Origin of the sequence: Nostoc sp. T09 (genome assembly GCF_002154695.1) — a bacterium.
In the GTDB taxonomy this organism is placed as follows: domain Bacteria; phylum Cyanobacteriota; class Cyanobacteriia; order Cyanobacteriales; family Nostocaceae; genus Aulosira.
Genome location: NZ_MTAV01000033.1, coordinates 1 through 19,776, shown reverse-complemented (window position 1 = coordinate 19,776; position 19,776 = coordinate 1). Strand labels below are relative to the sequence as shown.

24 protein-coding genes are annotated in these 19,776 nt (G+C 40.2%); 12 read left to right on the top strand and 12 right to left on the bottom strand.

What is annotated here, in order from left to right:
* Positions 1-783 precede the first annotated feature (783 nt).
* From BV372_RS09170 to BV372_RS37065, 5 genes are all read left to right on the top strand, one after another.
* On the top strand, positions 784-1,575 hold the full coding sequence (locus BV372_RS09170) for an ATP-binding cassette domain-containing protein (RefSeq protein ID WP_086686041.1): 792 nt from the start codon (positions 784-786) through the stop codon (positions 1,573-1,575).
* A 24-nt stretch (positions 1,576-1,599) separates the two neighbouring features.
* Complete coding sequence (locus tag BV372_RS09165) at positions 1,600-2,787, top strand: acyl-CoA dehydrogenase family protein (protein ID WP_086686039.1); 1,188 nt, start codon at positions 1,600-1,602, stop codon at positions 2,785-2,787.
* 58 nt (positions 2,788-2,845) lie between these two features.
* Positions 2,846-3,511, top strand: coding sequence for a class I SAM-dependent methyltransferase (locus tag BV372_RS09160; RefSeq protein WP_086686037.1), 666 nt, complete (start codon positions 2,846-2,848; stop codon positions 3,509-3,511).
* A gap of 6 nt (positions 3,512-3,517) precedes the next feature.
* Positions 3,518-4,267, top strand: coding sequence for an SDR family NAD(P)-dependent oxidoreductase (locus BV372_RS09155; protein WP_086686036.1), 750 nt, complete (start codon positions 3,518-3,520; stop codon positions 4,265-4,267).
* A gap of 72 nt (positions 4,268-4,339) precedes the next feature.
* Complete coding sequence (locus BV372_RS37065; RefSeq protein WP_086686034.1) at positions 4,340-4,543, top strand: hypothetical protein; 204 nt, start codon at positions 4,340-4,342, stop codon at positions 4,541-4,543.
* Positions 4,544-4,613: 70 nt separating this feature from the next.
* Here the strand turns inward: BV372_RS37065 and BV372_RS09145 are convergent, their stop codons facing one another.
* Together BV372_RS09145 and BV372_RS09140 are read right to left on the bottom strand one after the other, a co-directional pair.
* Positions 4,614-5,279, bottom strand: a complete 666-nt coding sequence (locus tag BV372_RS09145; RefSeq protein WP_086686032.1) for an HAD family hydrolase — start codon at positions 5,277-5,279, stop codon at positions 4,614-4,616.
* Positions 5,280-5,539: 260 nt separating this feature from the next.
* A complete protein-coding gene (locus tag BV372_RS09140; protein ID WP_179198023.1) occupies positions 5,540-6,229 on the bottom strand; it encodes a class I SAM-dependent methyltransferase in 690 nt (229 codons plus the stop codon).
* 263 nt (positions 6,230-6,492) lie between these two features.
* Here BV372_RS09140 and BV372_RS09135 point away from each other — a divergent pair, with 263 nt between their 5' ends.
* The 6 genes from BV372_RS09135 to argJ all read left to right on the top strand — a co-directional run bounded on the left by BV372_RS09135 (position 6,493) and on the right by argJ (position 12,349).
* The gene (locus tag BV372_RS09135) at positions 6,493-7,581 is read left to right on the top strand and encodes a sulfonate ABC transporter substrate-binding protein (protein WP_086686030.1); all 1,089 of its coding nucleotides are present in this window, start codon (positions 6,493-6,495) and stop codon (positions 7,579-7,581) included.
* 80 nt (positions 7,582-7,661) lie between these two features.
* A complete protein-coding gene (locus BV372_RS09130) occupies positions 7,662-9,371 on the top strand; it encodes a fumarate reductase/succinate dehydrogenase flavoprotein subunit (RefSeq protein WP_086686028.1) in 1,710 nt (569 codons plus the stop codon).
* Between the two features lie 113 nt (positions 9,372-9,484).
* Positions 9,485-9,937, top strand: coding sequence for a GNAT family N-acetyltransferase (locus tag BV372_RS09125; RefSeq protein ID WP_086686026.1), 453 nt, complete (start codon positions 9,485-9,487; stop codon positions 9,935-9,937).
* 67 nt (positions 9,938-10,004) lie between these two features.
* Positions 10,005-10,787 carry a class I SAM-dependent methyltransferase gene (locus tag BV372_RS09120; protein ID WP_086686024.1) on the top strand — a complete coding sequence of 261 codons (783 nt, stop codon included), beginning with the start codon at positions 10,005-10,007 and terminating at the stop codon, positions 10,785-10,787.
* A 30-nt stretch (positions 10,788-10,817) separates the two neighbouring features.
* Positions 10,818-11,045 carry a ferredoxin family protein gene (locus BV372_RS09115; RefSeq protein WP_027401230.1) on the top strand — a complete coding sequence of 76 codons (228 nt, stop codon included), beginning with the start codon at positions 10,818-10,820 and terminating at the stop codon, positions 11,043-11,045.
* 140 nt (positions 11,046-11,185) lie between these two features.
* Positions 11,186-12,349 carry a bifunctional glutamate N-acetyltransferase/amino-acid acetyltransferase ArgJ gene (gene argJ, locus BV372_RS09110; RefSeq protein WP_086686023.1) on the top strand — a complete coding sequence of 388 codons (1,164 nt, stop codon included), beginning with the start codon at positions 11,186-11,188 and terminating at the stop codon, positions 12,347-12,349.
* Positions 12,350-12,364: 15 nt separating this feature from the next.
* Here argJ and BV372_RS09105 read toward each other — a convergent pair whose 3' ends face one another.
* Positions 12,365-12,616 (bottom strand): hypothetical protein, encoded by a 252-nt coding sequence (locus tag BV372_RS09105; RefSeq protein ID WP_086686021.1) that lies wholly within the window; start codon positions 12,614-12,616, stop codon positions 12,365-12,367.
* A 172-nt stretch (positions 12,617-12,788) separates the two neighbouring features.
* The gene (locus tag BV372_RS37465) at positions 12,789-13,118 is read right to left on the bottom strand and encodes a DUF4365 domain-containing protein (RefSeq protein WP_256973130.1); all 330 of its coding nucleotides are present in this window, start codon (positions 13,116-13,118) and stop codon (positions 12,789-12,791) included.
* A 112-nt stretch (positions 13,119-13,230) separates the two neighbouring features.
* Between BV372_RS37465 and BV372_RS09095 the strand changes: the two genes are divergently transcribed.
* A complete protein-coding gene (locus tag BV372_RS09095) occupies positions 13,231-14,193 on the top strand; it encodes a HEAT repeat domain-containing protein (protein ID WP_086686019.1) in 963 nt (320 codons plus the stop codon).
* A gap of 180 nt (positions 14,194-14,373) precedes the next feature.
* On the opposite strand, the gene BV372_RS09085 is transcribed toward BV372_RS09095, so the two are convergent.
* From BV372_RS09085 to BV372_RS09045, 8 genes are all read right to left on the bottom strand, one after another.
* A complete protein-coding gene (locus BV372_RS09085) occupies positions 14,374-15,141 on the bottom strand; it encodes a methyltransferase domain-containing protein (RefSeq protein WP_086686018.1) in 768 nt (255 codons plus the stop codon).
* Positions 15,142-15,222: 81 nt separating this feature from the next.
* Entirely contained in the window at positions 15,223-15,783 is a 561-nt protein-coding gene (locus tag BV372_RS09080) for an NUDIX hydrolase (protein ID WP_086686016.1), read from the bottom strand.
* Positions 15,784-15,785: 2 nt separating this feature from the next.
* Positions 15,786-16,523, bottom strand: coding sequence for an MBL fold metallo-hydrolase (locus BV372_RS09075; protein WP_086686014.1), 738 nt, complete (start codon positions 16,521-16,523; stop codon positions 15,786-15,788).
* A gap of 46 nt (positions 16,524-16,569) precedes the next feature.
* Positions 16,570-16,791, bottom strand: coding sequence for a hypothetical protein (locus tag BV372_RS09070; RefSeq protein ID WP_256973129.1), 222 nt, complete (start codon positions 16,789-16,791; stop codon positions 16,570-16,572).
* A 9-nt stretch (positions 16,792-16,800) separates the two neighbouring features.
* Positions 16,801-17,457, bottom strand: coding sequence for an HAD family hydrolase (locus BV372_RS09065; RefSeq protein ID WP_086686013.1), 657 nt, complete (start codon positions 17,455-17,457; stop codon positions 16,801-16,803).
* 3 nt (positions 17,458-17,460) lie between these two features.
* Positions 17,461-18,507 (bottom strand): DMT family transporter, encoded by a 1,047-nt coding sequence (locus BV372_RS09060; RefSeq protein ID WP_218776698.1) that lies wholly within the window; start codon positions 18,505-18,507, stop codon positions 17,461-17,463.
* A gap of 126 nt (positions 18,508-18,633) precedes the next feature.
* Positions 18,634-19,344, bottom strand: a complete 711-nt coding sequence (locus BV372_RS37460) for a glutathione S-transferase N-terminal domain-containing protein (RefSeq protein ID WP_256973128.1) — start codon at positions 19,342-19,344, stop codon at positions 18,634-18,636.
* Positions 19,345-19,382: 38 nt separating this feature from the next.
* On the bottom strand, positions 19,383-19,776 hold a 394-nt coding region (locus BV372_RS09045; protein WP_143845039.1), incomplete at its 5' end, for an SDR family oxidoreductase.

Below are 19,776 nucleotides of genomic sequence, written 5' to 3'. Positions count from 1 at the left end.
AGATTAAAATTAATCATACCATTTTTTTGATTTTCTATAAAACTCAAGTCAATATTTCTTTATTTCCGAACCAGTGAATTAAGATGCCAGAATCCCCACTTTAGGGTCAAGCGTATCTATACCTGGAATGCCTAAGGTGATTGAGTGATTTCATTCAGCATCAGGCGAATCATTAACTGATGACGAAAACGTTCAACTTCCCGTTCACTTGGAAAATGTCCCAAGTGAGACTGATAAATTTCCCGTAAAATCCATGAGTTATAGGAAAAGCACTGGATAGCGATCGCGATTTTATCGTGTGTAGCAACATTTTAGGAAGTTGCAAGTACTAGAATGGGCTTTATTATATCCAGAAATTGTGAAAGCGATGCCTACGACGGGCTGCGCCTACGCACCCATTGCCAATTGATCCTTACCGAATGAGCAATGACAAAAACCCTTGCCTTTTGTCTTTAAATATGTGAAACTTTCATTAGCAAAATACTAAAAACCTACCAATTTACCGTATTTAAGCTTTATTGTGTAAATCTTCATAAAATCTTCAGGCAGCAATGCCAAGGATAATCTTCGTCAGCTAAGGATAGTTGGTCAAAAGCGCATTTAGAAACTAGGGTGATAATGCCATTTAGTTTATCTGCTTATCTCTGTTAGAGATTTACCTGAGAAAGCAAAAACGCAACATTGATGGCTAATAAGTAGATCTTTGAATAAAACAGGTAAGCAAAATTTCTGCATTTCTATATATTCACAGAAAATCACTCAAAAATTAGGAGGTTTTTTGGCATGGCATTGAAAACACATGGAATGCACTTGAAATTGTCAGGGCTGAGTAAATCTTTTGGAACAAAAACAGTTCTGCAAAATATTGATTTAGAAATTAAACCGGGCGAATTTGTGGCTATTGTTGGTCGTAGTGGGTGTGGTAAGAGTACTATGCTACGCCTAATCGCAGGCTTAGATGCACCGAGTGCAGGTGGTGTGTTTTTGAATGACCAACAATCTCACCAGCAGATTAATCCCACCATCAGAATGATGTTTCAAGATGCTCGACTTCTGCCTTGGCAGCGAGTGTTAGCAAATGTGGAACTGGGATTACTGGGTTCTAATTCTAAAGTTTATCCAAAACAGAGAGCTTTACAAGTGCTGCGGGCAGTGGGATTAGAAGACCGCGCGAATGAGTGGCCTGCCGTTCTCTCTGGTGGGCAACGCCAACGGGTGGCGCTAGCTAGAGCCTTGACGAGTCAACCTTCTTTATTGCTGCTAGATGAACCTCTAGGAGCGTTGGATGCATTAACACGCATTGAAATGCAGCAATTATTAGAGAATTTATGGCAGGAACAGCAATTTACGGCACTGTTAATTACCCATGATGTGGAAGAAGCCGTAGTTTTAGCAGACCGAGTAGTGGTGATTGAAGATGGTCAAATTGGTCTGGATGTCAAGATTGATTTTCCTCGTCCTCGTTCTAGAGGAAATGCAGAGTTTGCGAAGACAGTTGAGGCAATTTTAGAACGGGTAATGACGAAGCAAGAGAGCGATCGCTCTTCTTATGCACTCAATTCAGAAGCAGCTTAGCAAAATTCGTAATTAAGACGAGCAATGGTACAACTATTAGTTAAAGAAGAATCCCAAGATTGGATTGCAATCGCATCTTCCTTGGCGGCGGAACTGACAGCAACCGCAGTGGAAAGAGACCAAAAAGCTGGACTTCCCGATATAGAAATTCAACGGCTGCGGGAAAGTGGCTTATTACCTTTGGTCGTACCAAAAGAATATGGTGGTACAGGTGCAACTTGGGCAGAAGCTTTTAAGGTGATTCAACAACTCTCAACAGCAGATGGTTCTATTGGGCAGTTGTATGGCAATCATCTGAACTTAACAACTTTAGCTCATGTTTCTGGCACACCAGAGCAAAAAGAAAGATATTACCGCCAAACAGCCGAGAAAAATCTCTTTTGGGCAAATGCCATTAATACGCGAGATACCAGGCTGAAAATTACCCCCGATGGCGAAAATTTCCGCGTAGATGGCGCAAAAAGTTTTGGTACTGGTGTAGCGATCGCAGATTTGCGTGTCTTCTCTGCCCTTCAGGATGGTGTAGAAGCGCCCTGGTTGTTTGTCATTCCTAAAGACAGACCAGGGGTAGTTTCTAACCAAGATTGGGATAATATCGGACAGCGACGCACAGATAGCGATACATTCACCTTTCATGATGTCTTGGTAAAAAAAGATGAAATCCTGGGATATCCTCATCCTTCTGATAGTGGTTTTGCTACATTTTTGGGAATCATCGCTCAATTAACCAAAACCTACATTTATTTAGGGATTGCAGAAGGTGCATTAGCTGCGGCTAAAGAGTACACGAAAACTCAAACCAGACCTTGGATTACCTCTGGAGTAGACAGCGCCAGCAAAGACCCCTATATTCTGCGGCATTATGGTGAATTTTGGGCAGAACTGCAAGCCGCCATTGCTTTGAGCGATCGCACCGCCGCCCAAGTTCAACAAGCTTGGGACAAAGGATCTGACTTAACTTTTGAGGAAAGAGGAGAAGTGGCGATCGCCGTTTTCTCAGCCAAAGCCTTTGTTACCCGTGTGGGATTAGATATCAGCAACGGCATTTTTGAAGTTACAGGAACCAGATCCACAGCTAGTAAATACGGCTTTGACCGCTACTGGCGAGACTTGCGAACTTTTACCCTCCACGATCCAGTCGATTACAAACTCAATCACATTGGTAATTGGTTACTCAATCAAGAGTTACCAATTGTTACTCAGTATTCGTGAATTGGCGTTTGGCATTTGGTGTTGCCCCTTTTTCCCTTTTCTCCAATCCCCAGTCCCTATGTCTCTTAGTAAAACACTGCATCTATCAAACGAACTTTACCAATATCTACTGTCTATCTCTCTGCGAGAACCAGAATTACTGTTCAAGCTGCGGGAAGAGACGGCGCGTCATCCCAGAGCAAATATGCAAGTTGCACCAGAGCAAGGACAGTTTCTTGGTTTTTTAGTCAAACTGATTGGAGCAAAGAAGACTCTGGAGTTAGGAGTTTTTACAGGTTATAGTTCTCTGAGCGTCGCCTTAGCGTTACCACCTGACGGTAAAATCATAGCTTGTGATGTCAGCGAAGAATTTACAGGAATCGCTCGTCGGTATTGGGAGCAAGCAGGAGTAACAGAAAAAATTGACCTGCGACTTGCCCCAGCCATCGATACTTTAGATAAATTATTGGTAGAAGGAGAGGCAGAAACCTTTGATTTTGCATTTATTGATGCGGATAAGGAAAACTATTATGCTTACTACGAGCGAGTGCTAAAGTTAATTCGACCGGGTGGGTTGATTGTCGTTGATAATGTACTTTGGTCGGGACGTGCGGTACAACTAGATATCCAAGATCCAGCTACTAATGCGATCCGAGATTTTAATAGCAAGCTGCATCAAGATGATCGAATAGATTTAAGCTTGATTTCCATAGCAGATGGACTCACTTTAGCAATCAAACGTTAATTGATCATGACAGGTAAATTAAATAGCAAAGTCGCAATTATTACTGGAGCGTCTTCTGGTATTGGTGAAGCCACAGCACTAGCATTAGCAGCAGAGGGCGCAACAGTAGTACTGGCAGCTCGCAGAGGCGATCGCTTAAATGCCGTCGCCAAAAAAATTGTTACCAGTGGTGGCACAGCTTTAGCCATAATTACTGATGTTACAGACGAGACTCAAGTACAGAATTTAGTCCAGAAGACAAAAACGGAATTCGGTCAGATAGATATCCTCGTCAATAATGCAGGTATTGCTGCTGTGGGTGCGATCGCTGGTGGGAATACCTCAGATTGGAAGGATATGATTAATCTCAATTTGTTGGGATTGCTGTATGTCACCCATGCCGTATTACCAATCTTGAAAGCTCAAGGTGCAGGACATATCGTCAATATTTCATCTGTTGGCGGACGAACTGCACGGGTTGGTATAGGTGTATATAATGCAACAAAATGGGGTGTCAATGGTTTTTCAGAGTCCTTGCGGCAGGAAGTTTGCAAGGAAAATATCCGTGTCACGGTTATTGAGCCTGGGTTAGTTAATACAGAGATAAGCGATCGCATTACAGACCCTGTTTTTAAACAACAAATTGAAGAACGTCGTCTTTCTGTGACACCTTTAGAAAGTGAAGACATTGCGGCCGCGATCGTTTACGCCCTGACACAGCCACCCCGTGTGAATGTGAATGAAATTCTCATTCGACCAACATTGCAACATTGGTAAATTCTCTAGAAATACGGGAGAACGGGAAAAGGCAAATTTGAACTTATCTCAAACTTTTACCAAAGTGCAAAATTGCAGCCAGGATTAACAGGAACAACTCCAAAGCACAAACCCCATTCTACTGCCACATTACCCAACTATAGCTACCATGTAGAAATAAAAAAGCTGCGCGATCGCGAATCCATTCAAGCCGGAGAAAATCCTACTAGCTTCTATTTTGAACGATTTGCCAAAGTTCTAGGTGAACCCAACCCTGTGGCTGCGGCTCAAAAGTAGACCTTTTTCTAAACCTCTCCCCAAAGTAGGGAGAGGTTGAAAAATCTGATTTTTTCGTTGCTCATCTTGCTTACTCAAAGCTTTGGATGAGTGCAGGAAGCATACTTAGATCCTCAATAATTGCATCACATTCTACTGGTTCGCCCCAGTAATTATCGCGTTTCCATACTGCTTTCATTCCAATATTCTTGGCTCCCAACACATCAACTGTGGGATGATCTCCAACAAATACACTTTGCTGTGCTTGTACTCCTAATTTCCGTAATGCTCTAGAGAAAATTTCTGCTTCTGGTTTTCTTACTCCTTCACTTTCAGAAATAACAATGACATCAAAATAATTTTCAATTCCTAATTCTTGAATTGTGCGTTTCTGAAATTTTTCTAGACCATTGGTAATTATTCCTAACAAGTATCCTTCTGTCTTCAACGCTTCCAGCGTACTTTGCAAGTGAGGAAAAGGAACACAGGAAAAAATAAATTGATTTTCGTAATCTCTGAGTAAGTCTTGCCAACTTAGCTTTTGAATAAAAAACTCAGATATCAAGCTTTGATAAACTGTATCTTTCCAAACGTAACCCCGACTATCTAACGCAATAAATCTAGAAATATAATCGTCTTTTGGAATGCCATGTAGTACCGAGGCAAAGCGATCGTATTGAGTAGAAATAAATTGCTTGAGTGAAGTCTCTCGATCAAGTAGAGTTCCATCTAAATCAAAAAGGATTGCCTTGAGCATTCATTTAATCTAGTTATGTTATTTTACGCCGACCTAGTTATGCTCACAAATTAATTCTAAGAGGATGTTTGAAAAGTCCTCGATAATATAGCAAATACTTTTAGATCCCCCTAAATCCACGCCACTTGCTACAAGTCGGGGAACCCGCCCAATGCAGTGGCTACCCTTGAAAAAGGGGACTTTAATTCTCCCCTTTTTAAGGGGGGTAGGGGGGATCAATAAGTGTATAAAGTCACAGCCAAATACTTTTAAAACAACCTCTAAAACTTCGTAGCATTTGCATAGATAAAATAATGCTCTGTCAATTTTACATCAGCTTTAAAACCAACTTCTGTTAGATGCATTTGCAGTTCATCTGGCTGATAAAAAACTTTGATAATTTGAAATTCTTGCCCATCATTTAATTTACGACTTTTGTATATACTGCCGTCATCATTAAGAATATGGTTATTAGCTGTAGATGTCGGTTCAAAGCGCGAGTCAACAATAAATACTTGTCCACCAACGCGCACAGATTTATAAACTTTTAGCAAAAATGCTTCAAGTAATTCTGGCGGTACATGAGATAACCAGAAGGAGAAAAATACTAAATCATATTCAGCATCGGGTTCCCAGGCAAATAAATCTATTTGGTGATAGTCTACATTCGGTGAATTTAACTTACTGCAATTAATTTTAAGTACTTCTTCGGAAGAGTCTATTGCAGTAATTTTCTTGCCAATTTTTAAAAGCTCCTGTGTCCAAATTCCCGTTCCGCTGGCTAATTCTAAAATTTCCTCAGCTTGTCGAATTTGGTGTAAAGCTTGTTTGACAGCATCAACTTCTTTAAACCAAAGCTGGTTTAATTTCTCACCGCGATCGTAACGACCAAGACGATAGAACCACTGATCGTATTCGTTAGCTCTAGCACGATAGTAGGCAATTTGTTGTTGCAAAATATTATTTTTCATTGCCAGCTTTTCATCGGGTATAATCAAACCCTTAATAAATTTTACTATAATTGCCTGTAATTTGATACATATACCGTAGTATTATGCTGAAATAATTCCATTGCTTGCTTTCAAAAGCAGTATTCGCCCCAGTTTCTAGGCTATGTCTGAGAGATAATCTTTTAGTTGGTGATATTTTTATCTCTTTTAACTACGGTTATACAATCCATTTACTGTAGTTTATTTGTGTTGCATAGGTGTTTACCATTAGAAGCAGAGTATTTATGTTGTCCAAGCTCTTACAATCTCGAATATTAAACATTTCTATCGGCTTTCTCCAAAACTTTAAACAGAGAAGAATACGGATTTTTTCTTTACTGTTTGCAGTTGGGCTTGGCTTAGTTTTATTTGTTTCAGCTTGTTCTTCAAACGCAAACCAGCAAGCAACAACAACACCTACAGAACAGGCAACAACAACACCTAATCAGAGTTCAGCAACTAGTAGTAATACTGTTAGGATTGGCTTCCAGAAAGCGGGAACTATTTTAAGTGCATTGAAAACAAAAGGGGAGTTAGAAAAAGCTTTGGCAGCTTCTGGTGCTTCTGTAACTTGGAGTGAATTTCCATCAGGGCCGCCAATGTTAGAAGCCATCAACTCTGGCAGTATAGACTTTGGCTACACAGGAGAATCACCGCCAATATTTGCTCAAGCCGCAGGTACGCCTTTAGTTTATGTGGCTTACGATCCCTGGAGTCCAAAGGCTGAAGCTATCCTTGTTCCTAAAGATTCACCGATTAAAACAGTGGCGGATCTCAAAGGTAAAAAAGTTGCCTTTGCTAAAGGTTCAAACACTAATTACCTAATAGTAAAAGCACTGGAAAAAGCCGGACTACAATATACTGACATCCAAGCAGTTACTCTCCAGCCTTCCGATGCGCGTGCTGCTTTTGAAGGTAAAAACGTTGATGCTTGGGCAATTTGGGACCCATATTTAGCCGTAGCAGAGAAAGCAACAGGCGCACGCACTTTAACTGATGCAACAGGATTAGCACCGAATCGTGGTTATTATCTTGCTGCCAAGTCTTTTGTCGAAGCACATCCTGACACTTTGAAAATAGTTCTAGATGAAGTGAAAAAGACTAGTGACTGGGCTAAGAGTAATCCCACCGAAGTTGCTAAATTCCTCTCGCCTGCATTGGGTATTGATGCTGCTGTTTTAGAGTTAGCAGAAAAGCGGCGTGATTATGGCGTGCTTCCAATTACCGATGAAGTGATTGCGAAACAGCAAGAGGTTGCTGATGCTTTCTACAAAATCAAACTTATACCAAAACAAATTAATGTGAAGGACATAATTTGGCAAGGAAATAAGTAGTTTTTGTCATTTGTCATCTGGCATTCTCCTTTACCCTTTCCCCCTTGCCCCCTTTTCCGATATTTAACTCAGGTGATTATATGGAAACAAGTACCCAATGGATAAAAACCGATGTACTAGTGATTGGCGGCGGTACGGCGGGGACGATGGCGGGAATTAAGGCGAAACAGGCTAATCCAGAGGCAGAAGTGCTGATTTTGGAGAAGGCTAATATTCGTCGGAGTGGTGCGATCGCAATGGGAATGGATGGCGTGAATACAGCAGTCATTCCCGGACACTCTACGCCAGAACAGTATGTACGCGAAGTCACGATTGCTAATGATGGTATCGTTCATCAAAAAGCTGTCTACCAAACCGCAAAGCTAGGCTATGAAACCATTCAAGAACTAGAAAGTTGGGGTGTTAAGTTCCAAAAAGACCCCCAAGGAAATTACGATCTCAAGCAAGTGCATCGGGTAGGCAAATATGTATTGCCAATGCCAGAAGGTAAAGATCTAAAAACGATTCTTACCCGACAGGTAAAGCGCCATAAAGTCAATGTTACCAACCGCGTCATGGCGACAAGGGTTTTGGTAAAAGAAGGAAGAGCGATCGGTGCAGTTGGTTTTGATGTGCGCGGTGGCGATTTTGTTGTTATCCAAGCCAAAGCCGTAATTCTTTGCACAGGGGCCTGTGGGCGATTAGGATTACCTGCATCAGGCTACCTCTACGGCACTTATGAAAACCCCACTAATGCTGGCGATGGTTACTCAATGGCTTACCACGCGGGAGCAGAATTGAGTAACATTGAATGCTTCCAAATCAACCCCTTGATTAAAGACTACAACGGCCCGGCTTGTGCTTATGTTGCTGGGCCTTTTGGCGCATATACCGCCAACGCAGAAGGACACCGCTTCATTAATTGTGATTACTGGAGTGGTCAAATGATGCTAGAGATTTGGAAAGAATTGAACTCTGGTAAAGGGCCAATTCAGTTGAAAATGACTCATTTGGATGAAGATACTATTTCCGAAATTGAGTCTATTTTATGGGCAAATGAACGACCGAGCCGGGGACGCTTTCACGAAGGTAGAGGCGAAGACTACCGCACTCATGGTATTGAGATGAATATCTCCGAAATTGGCTTGTGTAGTGGACATAGTGCTTCTGGTGTTTGGGTAAATGAAAAGGCAGAAACCACAGTACCAGGATTGTATGCAGCCGGAGATATGGCAAGTGTTCCCCACAATTATATGATTGGAGCGTTTGTATTTGGTCGTTTGGCAGGAACTCATGCGATTGAATACATCCAAGATTTGGATCATTTGGAACCCGATCCTGAGTTTTTGGCAGCAGAAAAAGCAAGGATTTATGCACCTTTAAATCAGCCGAGTGGAATTCCCCATACTCAAGTTGAATATAAGTTGCGGCGACTAGTGAATGACTACTTACAACCGCCAAAATCAAATTACAAAATGGAGATTGGACTGAATAATTTTGTTCGTTATCATGATACGTTGGCCCACATGGGAGCGCACGATCCTCACGAACTCATGCGCTGTATGGAGGTGCATTTTATTAGAGATTGTGCAGAGATGGCTGCACGAGCATCAATATATCGCCGAGAAAGCCGGTGGGGACTTTATCACTATCATTTAGATTTTCCAGAGAAGAATAACCAAGAATGGTTTTGTCATGTGAATTTGAGAAAGAATGAAGCAGAAGAAATGGTGTTATTTAAGCGTGATGTTGAACCTTATATTGTGGATGTGGATTTAGGAAGAGAGGTTTATGATGTGGCGGTGAAATAAACTCATAGTCAGTAAATTAAGGCTAAAATTTTAATATTTGATTTCATTTTTAAACGCAAAGGGGCGCAGAGGTTCACGCAGAGGGGCACTGAGAAATAAGAAATTTGTTGCTAATGAACAATGAGAAAATTAAGATTAGATTGGCTGAGGGTAAAGATGCAGCGCGAATTGCAGTGCTTTGCGATCAGCTTGGATATTCTGCTACGTCGCAACAGATAGAGCAACGTCTTGTGCAAATTCAAGATAACAAAAGTCATGTTGTTTATGTTGCTACCTTAGCAAATGATTATATTATTGGTTGGGCACACGCTCACACTTGTGATTTAATCATTATTCCAAATCAAGCATTACTTTTTGGATTAGTGGTGGATGAAGATTATCGTCATGCAGGATTTGGACGTACATTAATGCAGTATATTGAGGAATGGGCTGCTTTAGTTGGATGTGAGGGCATTATTGTACGTTCTAATATTAAACGCACAGAGGCTCACATTTTTTATAAAAAAATAGGTTACACCAATACAAAACAGCAAATGACGTTTTATAAAAAAATTGCTTCGGAGTAGGTTTAATGCCCACCTACAGAAAATTACTTGTAAGCCATTTATTAATTAAAATTTCGGTGTTTTACAAATGCCTCTTTATGATTCCATTGGGAAACAATATACAAAAACTCGCGTCCCTGATCCGCGAATTGTCCAGAAGATAATCGACTTACTCAATTTACCGCAAGGTAGCATTATTGCTGATATTGGGGCGGGTACTGGTGGTTATTCTCAAGCGCTGGCTCATCAAGGATTTTCTGTTTACGCTATAGAACCATCATCAGTAATGCGTAAACAAGCATCAGAACATCCCCAAATTAAATGGTTGACTGGATATGCAGAAGCTTTACCTTTACCTGATAAATCTGTTGATGGGGTAATTAGTATTTTAACAATTCATCATTTTTCCGATTTAGAGAAATCTTTTCAGGAAATGCATCGGATTATTAAAGGTGGGGCAATTATATTGTTAAGTTTTGATATTAGATTTGCTCAGAAAATCTGGCTGTATGATTATTTCCCTTGGTTGTGGGAAGATGCACTAAAATTTCTTCCAGTTAATGAAATTACAAATTTGATTGAGAAGAATACTCAAAGGATTATTGAAGTAATACCTTTGATGTTACCCTACGATTTATCTGATTTATTTGCCGCAGCAGCTTGGAGGCGACCTGAATTGTATCTTCAGCCAGAAGTGCGTGCGGGAATATCTTCTTTTGCTTTAGGGAATCCTAATTTAATTGAATCTGGTGTTAAATCTCTTGCAGCAGATTTGAGTAGTGGTGAATGGGATAAAAAATATGGAGAGATTCGCCAGTTAACAGAAATTGATGTGGGTTACCGTTTTTTTAAAGCATCGATTGCAAACTAGCACATAAACTAATAAACCTAGAGGTATGATATGGCTTTAATTAATCAAAGAGTAGATGTTCCTGTGATTGTGGATGAATCTAAATGTTTAGAAAAATGTGTAGCTTGCATCGAAGTTTGTCCGCTCGATGTATTAGCGAAAAATCCGGAAACAGGAAAAGCATATATGAAATATGACGAATGCTGGTTTTGTCTACCTTGTGAAAAGGAATGTCCGACAAATGCCATTACAGTGCAAATTCCTTTTTTGTTACGGTAAAGTAGACAAAATATAGTATGGTGGGGAATGCCTATTTTACAAAGATATTAATTTTTGCTAAAAAATGAGAGCCTTAAAAAGGCGATCGCTAAACTAAATTTAGTATAAAATCACGCAATTATAAGAGTTTTATATAACAAATGTCATTAACTCCATCTTCAACTCCTCAAGGATTTAGTACGTTTATTACTAACTTAGGCATCAAGGACACTACTAACGATTTTGTATTGATTAAATCGGATGTTCCTTGTGTTGCTGATGGAGTATTTACACAAAGTCTTTTTGCTGGGCCAAGTGTGACTATTAGCCGCCAGCACCTAAAAGATCATCAAGCGCAGGGAATTGTTGTTATATCTAAAAATGCAAATGTAGCTAATGGTGCCATTGGTACTGCTGATGCAAAAGAAGTTATTCAACTTGTAGCAACTGAAACGGATATTTCTCCACACAATATTGTGATAGCTTCCACAGGCGTAATTGGTAGACGTTACCCTATAGAAAAAATCCGTACAGGATTGTTAGGAATTGGGACGAAATTAACTGCGGCTGATTTTAATTTGGCAGCACGCGGTATTATGACAACCGATACTGTACCTAAGCTAGCGGCGCGACAAGTTGGAAATGCCAAACTAGTAGGAATTGCCAAAGGTGTTGGTATGATTGAGCCAAATATGGCGACAATGCTAGCTTTCTTTTTTACAGATGCGGCGATTTCTGCTGATGCGCTGCGTTCAATTTTCCGTTCTACAGTAGATAAAACATTTAATTGCCTAAGTATCGACACCGATACTTCTACAAGTGACACTGCCATCATTTTGGCTAATGGTTTAGCAGGCGAAGTTTCAGAACAAGAATTTGCTAGCGCATTGCAAGAAATAGCCCATGAATTAGTTCTAAAAATTGCACGAGATGGTGAAGGTGCTACTAAAGTAATTGAAGTAACTGTAGATTCGGCTTTGAATTATACACAAGCTAAACGAGTTGCTAAAGTTATTGTAAATTCACCTTTGGTTAAGACTGCTGTCTATGGCGCAGATCCGAATTGGGGAAGAGTAGCTATGGCTATAGGCAAATGTGAAAATGAACTAGCAATCAATCCAGAAGATGTTGTAATCAGGTTTGATAAAGTTAAAGTCTATCCTAATATTTTAGATGAGGAAAATTTGGAACAGTTGCGACAAGTTATGTCTAAGGATAAAGTAAATATTCATGTTAGCCTCAATATTGGCGAGGCTGTCGCAACTGTATGGGGTTGTGATCTTTCAGAAGGTTACGTAGAAATTAACGGTAAATACTCAACTTAATTAAGTTTTCCCACTTTAGCTTGCAACCTTTTCTAAAAAACTGTCGAAAGTATTCGTGTTGATTAAATCATTTTCTATCAATACTCGACGTACAGCTACCAAATGCACAGGCTGAACATACGCTTGCTGCTCGTAAGCTGGTAAAACGATCAAAGCTCCTGAAGATGAAGACTGATAAACTTGTTGAGATCCAGTTGTCGGTACTTTGGTAAAACCTATCTTTAAAAGTAATTGTTCTAGGTCAGTAAATTGAATATTTCTAATCATTATGACGAATTACTCCTTTTAGCTGCTTGAGAACATAATTCCGATAATCAGCGAATTTTTTGATTGCCTCTTGATTTAGTATATTTGTTTTAGGCAAGCGAACAGTAACACTTTCACCAAGTTTGGATAGGTCAAACCCTGGCAAATTTTCAAAATACGCTTGTAAGTATAACTAATAAGCTATATCCAACTGAGCATCATATACAATCAGAATACAGGGCATAGGCTCAAACAACCACAATTCTAAATCTGCTCGCGCTATTGTAAAAGCAATAGTTTCTTGGTCTGCAAGTGTTCTAAGAGAATCTCTAGCCTTTAACTGTAGATAGATCTGACCATTTTCAATTTCACTATTTACACCATATGTAAAGATAATTAAATCAAAACCATAGTCATATTCAACTCGCTCTACTGAATAACCACATAAAAACACGTATTTTTCAACATGATTTACGCTTAAATCTGCTATAATATGCTCTTTGGGTCGTTTCTTTTTTGCCATTAATTAAATAGTATTGAATCTTTGTAAAGAATACAAAAAAAATTAATTTTTTGAAATCACTCCTACTACAAGACTTTGGTAAAAGAATTAACCAGTTTTATCAGGATTCAAAATGTCTGCAAATATAGACTCTGAATTAAACCAATGGTTGGAAATGTTACGATCGCCTGATGTAAGCGATCGCTTAGTTGCAGTCAAAACTCTGCAACACTTGGGGGATGAGGCGGCTATTGACGCTCTAATTGTAGCTCTGCAAGACGAAAGCACCGCCGTGCAAAAAATCGCTGTCACTGCTTTATGGGAACTTGCCAATCCCGCTGCTGTTCCAGCTTTATTACCCTGTCTCGCTTCACCAGATGCAGAAATTCGCAGTGAGGCGTTGTCAGCTTTGGGTGAGTTGGTATCGTCAGAAGATTTGCTGCTGTTATTAGATGCGTTACAGCAACAGGATATTAATCTGCAACTCAATGTGTTAATTCTGTTGCGAAAGATACACGATGCTCAGTCACTCTCGGCGGTGCTATCCTTCTTTGAGTCGGAACATCCTCAATTGCGAGAAGCGGCTGTCACCACTCTTAGCTATCTCAATCAAGTGCAGATATGCCCACCAGCATTATCTTTAATGAGCGATCGCGATGACAATGTCCGTCGTGCGGCTGCGCTGACGCTAGGGCATTTGGTAGATACAGAGTTAGTAGATTTACTTAGTAACGCGTTAAATAATGATACAGATTGGCAGGTGCGCCGCAATGCTGCCAAATCTTTAGCACTTCATGCTGATGCCAAAATTATTCCTACTGTACTATTAGCATTGAAAGATGAACATTGGCAGGTGAGAAAATTTGCTATCCAAGTATTGCAGAAAATACCGGATATACAGTCTTTACCCGCACTAATTGCAGCGCTAACAGATGAATATTCAGATGTGAGAAAAGAAGCTGCGATCGCTCTTGGTAATTTGGGTAAAACTGAAGCTTTAAACGCCCTTCAACAAGCGCTAAACGATCCCGATCGGGAGGTTAGTATCTACGCACAAAAAGCAATTCAGAAGATTGGAGAGCGAACGAGAATATAGTGTGGACACAGCTTTATAATTCCTCTGGTGGTAAGGCGATAAATCTAGTTTTCACACCGCGCTTTAATCCTGCTTGCTCATAAAAGTTCAAGGTTTCCTCACGCTTTGAACTAGTTAAAAGTATAACTTTATAACACTTTTGCTGCCACGCAATATTTAAGCCCACCCTACAACAATGGATTATGAAATACGTCCCCACATTAAAATGCGTTTGTAAGGAAAAAAGAATGGACGCTCATCGGGTAAAACATCGAATAATTTTTGCTGATACCTTTCTACAAATAGCTCATAAGTTTGGGTATCTAACTGCGTCTCATAGGCTGTAAGCAAAGTTCCGCGATACCATTCCACTACAGCTTCTCGTGAAGGTAACAAATGCCCATAAATTTGCAACTTTACTTGTTGCTTAACAAAGCCTAATTTATAAAGCAGTTTAGCATAAGCTACAGGAGAAAGTACTTCTAACCGCCGCACATATCCACTTAATTCCTGACTAAATTCTTTTGCTGTTTCCACTGCTAACTGATGCACTGGTTCATTATCCATTGCTGGTATTTGGATAGCTAATTGTCCACGCGGTTGTAGCTTGTCTCTTAATTTTGAAAATAATGCTTCGTGTCCCGTTAACCACTGTAAAGCAGCATTAGAAAACACGACATCAAACTTACCTTCTCCTGGGCTATCCTCAATTTTTCCTTGCTCAAACCGCAACCCATCCCCTGCAAATTGACGCGCTACAGATAGCATTTTTTCAGAAGCATCTATACCTAAAGTCTCCTTAGCAACTAATTTTTCATGGAGATACTTGGTTAACTTTCCTGTTCCACATCCTAAATCTAAAACTCGTAAGTTTTCTTGGGGATTGAGCAAATCTACTAAGTCATAAAAGGGGCGACTTCTTTCTGTTTGAAATCGTTCATATAATACGGGATTCCATTTATCTGGCATTTTACTACCCTATTTTTTGATGTTGGTAGAAGAGACTGGGGATTAAAGATTGGGGATTAAGGGCAATAAAATTTAAATTGTCTAAGAAAATTGAACCTTACCCAATTTTTTTAAAGCAAAAAATAATGAACTAATATGAAATGATTGGAGAAGGATACCGTTATCAAGATTTTGAATTAAATTGTTTAATGGCAGTAGCTTTACATTTATTATTTCTGTTGGATCTAAGTTTAAATCGGCTACAAGCTCTACATCTGTTGCCAAAAAACAATGGATTAGGTTATTATGAGTCGCTGAATTTGGTGATATTATTCCTGTTTTGATAAAATTGTCGCTACTGTATCCCGATTCTTCTAATAATTCGCGTTTTGCTGCTTCTAGTGGAGAAATATCTTCTGGTTCCATACCACCACCAGGTAATTCTAAAACTGTCTTTTGAATACCGTGGCGATATTGTTCAACTAACACAATTTCCTGAGTTTTAGTTATGGCGACGATATTAACCCATGTAGAATATTCAAAAACATAAAAAGGCTCTACTATTTGTCCCTCAGGCATTTGATAAGTGTCAGCACGAAGTGTAAGCCATTTATCTTTTACTAGATATCTAGACTTTAATATATTCCAATTTAACAAATCCACATTTAAACCTCTTTTTGCTTTGTTACCAACTCTTCATGCAGTACTAATGCTAAATCCTGTAATGCATGTTCACCATCACCCACAAACGTGGAACCGTGCATTGTTGCCAGGGTTTGCGGCTTGAGTGCTGCTAATTCTTGGAGAATGCGGTCGCTATGGGTTGTATAGGGTATGTAATTAGGAAAGGGACTGGCTTCATAATTAGCGATGGTTTGCCGGAAACGCTCAATTACATCAGACTCAGTTATTGGTTCTACATCTCCAAACTGATGAAATAGATCTGAACACAACAGTGTTTTATTGGTAGTTTCAAAAAACAATCCTGCATCCCAACCGTGCGGGAGTTGCGGTGTATGTTGAAACTGAAAGCGATATTTCCCAGTATTCAAAACTTCATTGTGCTGCAAAGTTGTGGATGGACGGATGGCAAAATCATCTACACTTACAAAAGCTGCAATCGGAGTACAAACTGTCTGAGCATTTGGTGCAATGGAAAGCCATTCATTCAGCGATCCACACTCATCTGCTTCAAAATGGCTAAAGCTAATCCAGCGAATTTGTGATGAGTCAATAATCTGATTCACTGCATCACGAACCTGTGGAAACAGTTTCTTCAAACCCGTATGAAATAATAATGGCTCTTCGTCTTTTACTAAAAATTGGATAAATTGCAGATTTATATTTGAGTCATAAGTAGAGATGCGATAGATATCCGGAGCAATTTCAGTAATGCTAGTCATAGTTGTAAATAAAATTTATATCGGTAACAAAGAAACATGAGCATCCCTAGCCGTGAATAAAAAAGTAGATAGTCATACTAAAAGCCACAAATATAACAAATTTCCGAATTAATTGTGGTTTAAGTTTACGTGCATAATGGGCGCTTAAATATCCACCCAAAGAACCACCCACTGCCATTAAAATCGCCTGTTGCCAAACAATCACGCCTGCAATAAAAGTAGTAGTGAATAGAAGTAAGCTATGGAGAACAGTTAAAGATGGTGGCATAATTGTGAGCTAAAAATTAGAAATTATCAATTTGGAAATATCTTCTGGAGAATGAACAATCCAATCAGCACCGTGAGTTTTCAATTCTTCCTCAGTTCCGTAGCCATAGGTAACGCCAATGGTTGCAACTTGATGGCATTTGGCTCCAATCATGTCGTGTTTGCGATCGCCTACCATGACGACATCAGAAGGTGAAAAATTTTCGCTGTGTAAAATGTGATGAATCAAGTCTCCTTTAACGCTGCGGGTTCCATCTAGTTCACTACCGTAAACACCATCAAAAAGCGACGATAAACCAAAATATTCAATAATGCGAGTGGCATAAATATATGGTTTTGAAGTAGCAACAAAGGTTTTATAACCAGCAAAGCGAATAGTTTTTAAAGTTTCGGGAATCTGGGGATAAAGAAGATTTTCAAATAATCCAATCGTGGAAAAGCGATCGCGATACAGTGAAATCGCCTGTTCCAGCACAGTATTATCTTTGGTTTTCAGTAGTTGTGAAAAACTTTCTTTGATGGGTGGACCAATACACCAATGCAATTCATCAGCATCCTGAAGTCTATGACCAAGTTCAGATAGAGCATACTGAATACAGCGTGTAATGCCAGGTTTAGGATCTGTCAATGTCCCATCTAAATCAAAAAGGATAGCGTTAAAACGCATATTTTAACTTCTAATTTTCATCTTTTGAATCAAGCCTTCTCCACTCAGCAACGCGATCCCCAATGAGACAACGCCAATCCCCACGCTCTGAATCACGTTTAAACTTTCGCTAATCGTTGCCCATGCAACTAGTGCAGTCATTGCAGGACTGCTCGCGCCGATTATAGAGGCGGTAGTTGCGCCAACCATACGAATCCCCAAATTGTTGAAAGTGTGTCCGATAAAGCTAACTAGACCCGAAAAAATACTGCCAATCCACATAGGTGTCCAATCAAGTTGGGCACTGGCAGGAGGCCAAAACAGTAAACTAACACCAGAGAGCAGCAGGGTAGAGGCAAAACTGATCCAAGTGAAGGGAACTGGATGAAATTTTTGCAAACATTTTTGGGCGAGGACGTTATAGCAGGCGTTAAAAATCCCAGCAATAACGCTGGCACAAATACCGATCGCAATGGTACGACTGCTGTGAGTAGTAGAAGATGGGGGAATGGTGAGAACTCCACCCGCCAGAATAATGCCCATCACCAGCCAACGGAAGGGCGTGGGACGTTGGCCAAAAAACCTCCAAGATAGTAGCGCCGTAAACACGGGATAGGTAAAGAAAAGGGTGAGAGCAATTCCAGTGGGAATCAAGCCAATAGCAATGTAGAGTAAAGTAATATACACAAACATCAGCACCCCACAACCAAAAGCTGGGAGCATAACATCCAAGCGATCGCGTAGCGCGCTGGAGGCATCGCGTCTGAACAAGTCTTGAAATTCTTTAGGAGCAGATGGATATAGCTTGAATGATAGAGAAGCCATGAGTGGAACCACCAGCAGCATTCGCATAAACATTAGCAAGAATGAATTTTGCAAATCTGGTTTAACGTATCCACCGAGTAACAAGAAACCCAGCACGAGATGTTCTGAAAACAAAACTCGCACAGTAACGTTGTGAAATGACAAGAAAAAGGAGGATAGAATAACCGTCAGGATGCCCAACACGGTAAAAAGTCTTCGTAAGACCTGCTTGTATTGCTGAAACCACTGGAATAACAGACCAGACATTTAAGGGTATAAGATCCCTAGCACTAGGTCGTCGTTATAATTGCCAGACTTTATACCCTAAAATTTTGTATGAGTCGATGTCAAGCTAATTCACAATTAACCGCATAGCAAAATAGGCGGTTTGAATTAGGAATCTGGTTTAGTTACTTGCAGAGATGGTCGCTCAGAAAATTCATCATACCAACAAGCAAGTTTAGGATAGTTCTGTCGCCATTGCAGTTCCGGAAGACGAATTTCTAATCCCAATGCAGACGCGAGGGTGATATGAGCAAGCTTAGGAGTTTGGTCAAGTTTATCTGAAATTTTCTCGAAGTAGTCTAAAACTCTCAAGGCTCGCGATTGCTCTAACTCAATTATCCCTGGTGATTGTTCATTAGACTTCTTGCAGAAGTGGGGAAAAGGGTAAGGGGAAAGGGCTAATAAAAACCCTTTTCCCTTTAACCTTTTCCCTTTCCCCCCTCTTGCAAAAGTTACTTTTGCAAGAGGTCTATTGCGTGAACGCCTGATCTCCCGCACCCAAACAGCAATACCATCTAGAAACCCACCAGTTATACCTTCGAGTTGCTGTAAAAAAGCATGAGAAATGTCAGCAATTAGTTTGATTTTAGGATTGAAGTGATTGAGATAAACACATATTATGCGCGTTTCGCTCAAGATAAATCCATCGTCAGTCGCTAGAGTTGGAACTTTACCTGTAGGGTTGTAGTTCAGTAGATTGCTATTTGGATCTCGTACCGTAACTTTTTGCATTTCGATGCGATCGCCGAGTCTGAGTTCCAATACAGCTACCCGTGCTATGCGTGCATAAGGTGAGTTAGGTGTATAAAAGAGTTTCATCAACAAGTGTGACTTTTTTTGATACAGCTAGACTAAATCTAAACACCAGGGGTGTGTCCACCATCAACAAGAATCTCTGCACCTGTAATCGAAGAGGCAAGGTCAGATACTAAAAATAAAGTTAGTGCAGCTATTTCTTCCGGTTTGACGATTTTCCCTAAAGGAATCGCCTGCAAGGATTCTGTTTTAATTTCTTCAACACTCACACCACGAGCTTGAGCATTTTGCTTTGCCAAAGTTTCTGCACGTTCAGTTGCCGTCAGACCAGGCGAAATGGCATTAATGCGAATATTATCTTGAGCTAGTTCTTTAGAGATTCCGCGCGTGAAGTTCAATAGGGCAGCATTCGTTGTACCACCAGGAAGAAACGCTGGTCGAGGTGTGCGTCCAGCGCCACCGATAATATTGACAATTCGCCCATCACGCCGACTT

Excerpts from the sequence above, each read along its gene's own strand:
- BV372_RS09170 (WP_086686041.1), top strand. The coding sequence starts at position 784 with ATGGCATTGAAAACACATGGAATGCACTTGAAATTGTCAGGGCTGAGT.
- BV372_RS09165 (WP_086686039.1), top strand. The coding sequence starts at position 1,600 with ATGGTACAACTATTAGTTAAAGAAGAATCCCAAGATTGGATTGCAATC.
- BV372_RS09160 (WP_086686037.1), top strand. The coding sequence starts at position 2,846 with ATGTCTCTTAGTAAAACACTGCATCTATCAAACGAACTTTACCAATAT.
- BV372_RS09155 (WP_086686036.1), top strand. The coding sequence starts at position 3,518 with ATGACAGGTAAATTAAATAGCAAAGTCGCAATTATTACTGGAGCGTCT.
- BV372_RS09145 (WP_086686032.1), bottom strand. The coding sequence starts at position 5,279 with ATGCTCAAGGCAATCCTTTTTGATTTAGATGGAACTCTACTTGATCGA.
- BV372_RS09140 (WP_179198023.1), bottom strand. The coding sequence starts at position 6,229 with ATGAAAAATAATATTTTGCAACAACAAATTGCCTACTATCGTGCTAGA.
- BV372_RS09135 (WP_086686030.1), top strand. The coding sequence starts at position 6,493 with ATGTTGTCCAAGCTCTTACAATCTCGAATATTAAACATTTCTATCGGC.
- BV372_RS09130 (WP_086686028.1), top strand. The coding sequence starts at position 7,662 with ATGGAAACAAGTACCCAATGGATAAAAACCGATGTACTAGTGATTGGC.
- BV372_RS09125 (WP_086686026.1), top strand. The coding sequence starts at position 9,485 with ATGAACAATGAGAAAATTAAGATTAGATTGGCTGAGGGTAAAGATGCA.
- BV372_RS09120 (WP_086686024.1), top strand. The coding sequence starts at position 10,005 with ATGCCTCTTTATGATTCCATTGGGAAACAATATACAAAAACTCGCGTC.
- BV372_RS09115 (WP_027401230.1), top strand. The coding sequence starts at position 10,818 with ATGGCTTTAATTAATCAAAGAGTAGATGTTCCTGTGATTGTGGATGAA.
- argJ (WP_086686023.1), top strand. The coding sequence starts at position 11,186 with ATGTCATTAACTCCATCTTCAACTCCTCAAGGATTTAGTACGTTTATT.
- BV372_RS09105 (WP_086686021.1), bottom strand. The coding sequence starts at position 12,616 with ATGATTAGAAATATTCAATTTACTGACCTAGAACAATTACTTTTAAAG.
- BV372_RS37465 (WP_256973130.1), bottom strand. The coding sequence starts at position 13,118 with ATGGCAAAAAAGAAACGACCCAAAGAGCATATTATAGCAGATTTAAGC.
- BV372_RS09095 (WP_086686019.1), top strand. The coding sequence starts at position 13,231 with ATGTCTGCAAATATAGACTCTGAATTAAACCAATGGTTGGAAATGTTA.
- BV372_RS09085 (WP_086686018.1), bottom strand. The coding sequence starts at position 15,141 with ATGCCAGATAAATGGAATCCCGTATTATATGAACGATTTCAAACAGAA.
- BV372_RS09075 (WP_086686014.1), bottom strand. The coding sequence starts at position 16,523 with ATGACTAGCATTACTGAAATTGCTCCGGATATCTATCGCATCTCTACT.
- BV372_RS09070 (WP_256973129.1), bottom strand. The coding sequence starts at position 16,791 with ATGCCACCATCTTTAACTGTTCTCCATAGCTTACTTCTATTCACTACT.
- BV372_RS09065 (WP_086686013.1), bottom strand. The coding sequence starts at position 17,457 with ATGCGTTTTAACGCTATCCTTTTTGATTTAGATGGGACATTGACAGAT.
- BV372_RS09060 (WP_218776698.1), bottom strand. The coding sequence starts at position 18,507 with ATGTCTGGTCTGTTATTCCAGTGGTTTCAGCAATACAAGCAGGTCTTA.
- BV372_RS37460 (WP_256973128.1), bottom strand. The coding sequence starts at position 19,344 with ATGAAACTCTTTTATACACCTAACTCACCTTATGCACGCATAGCACGG.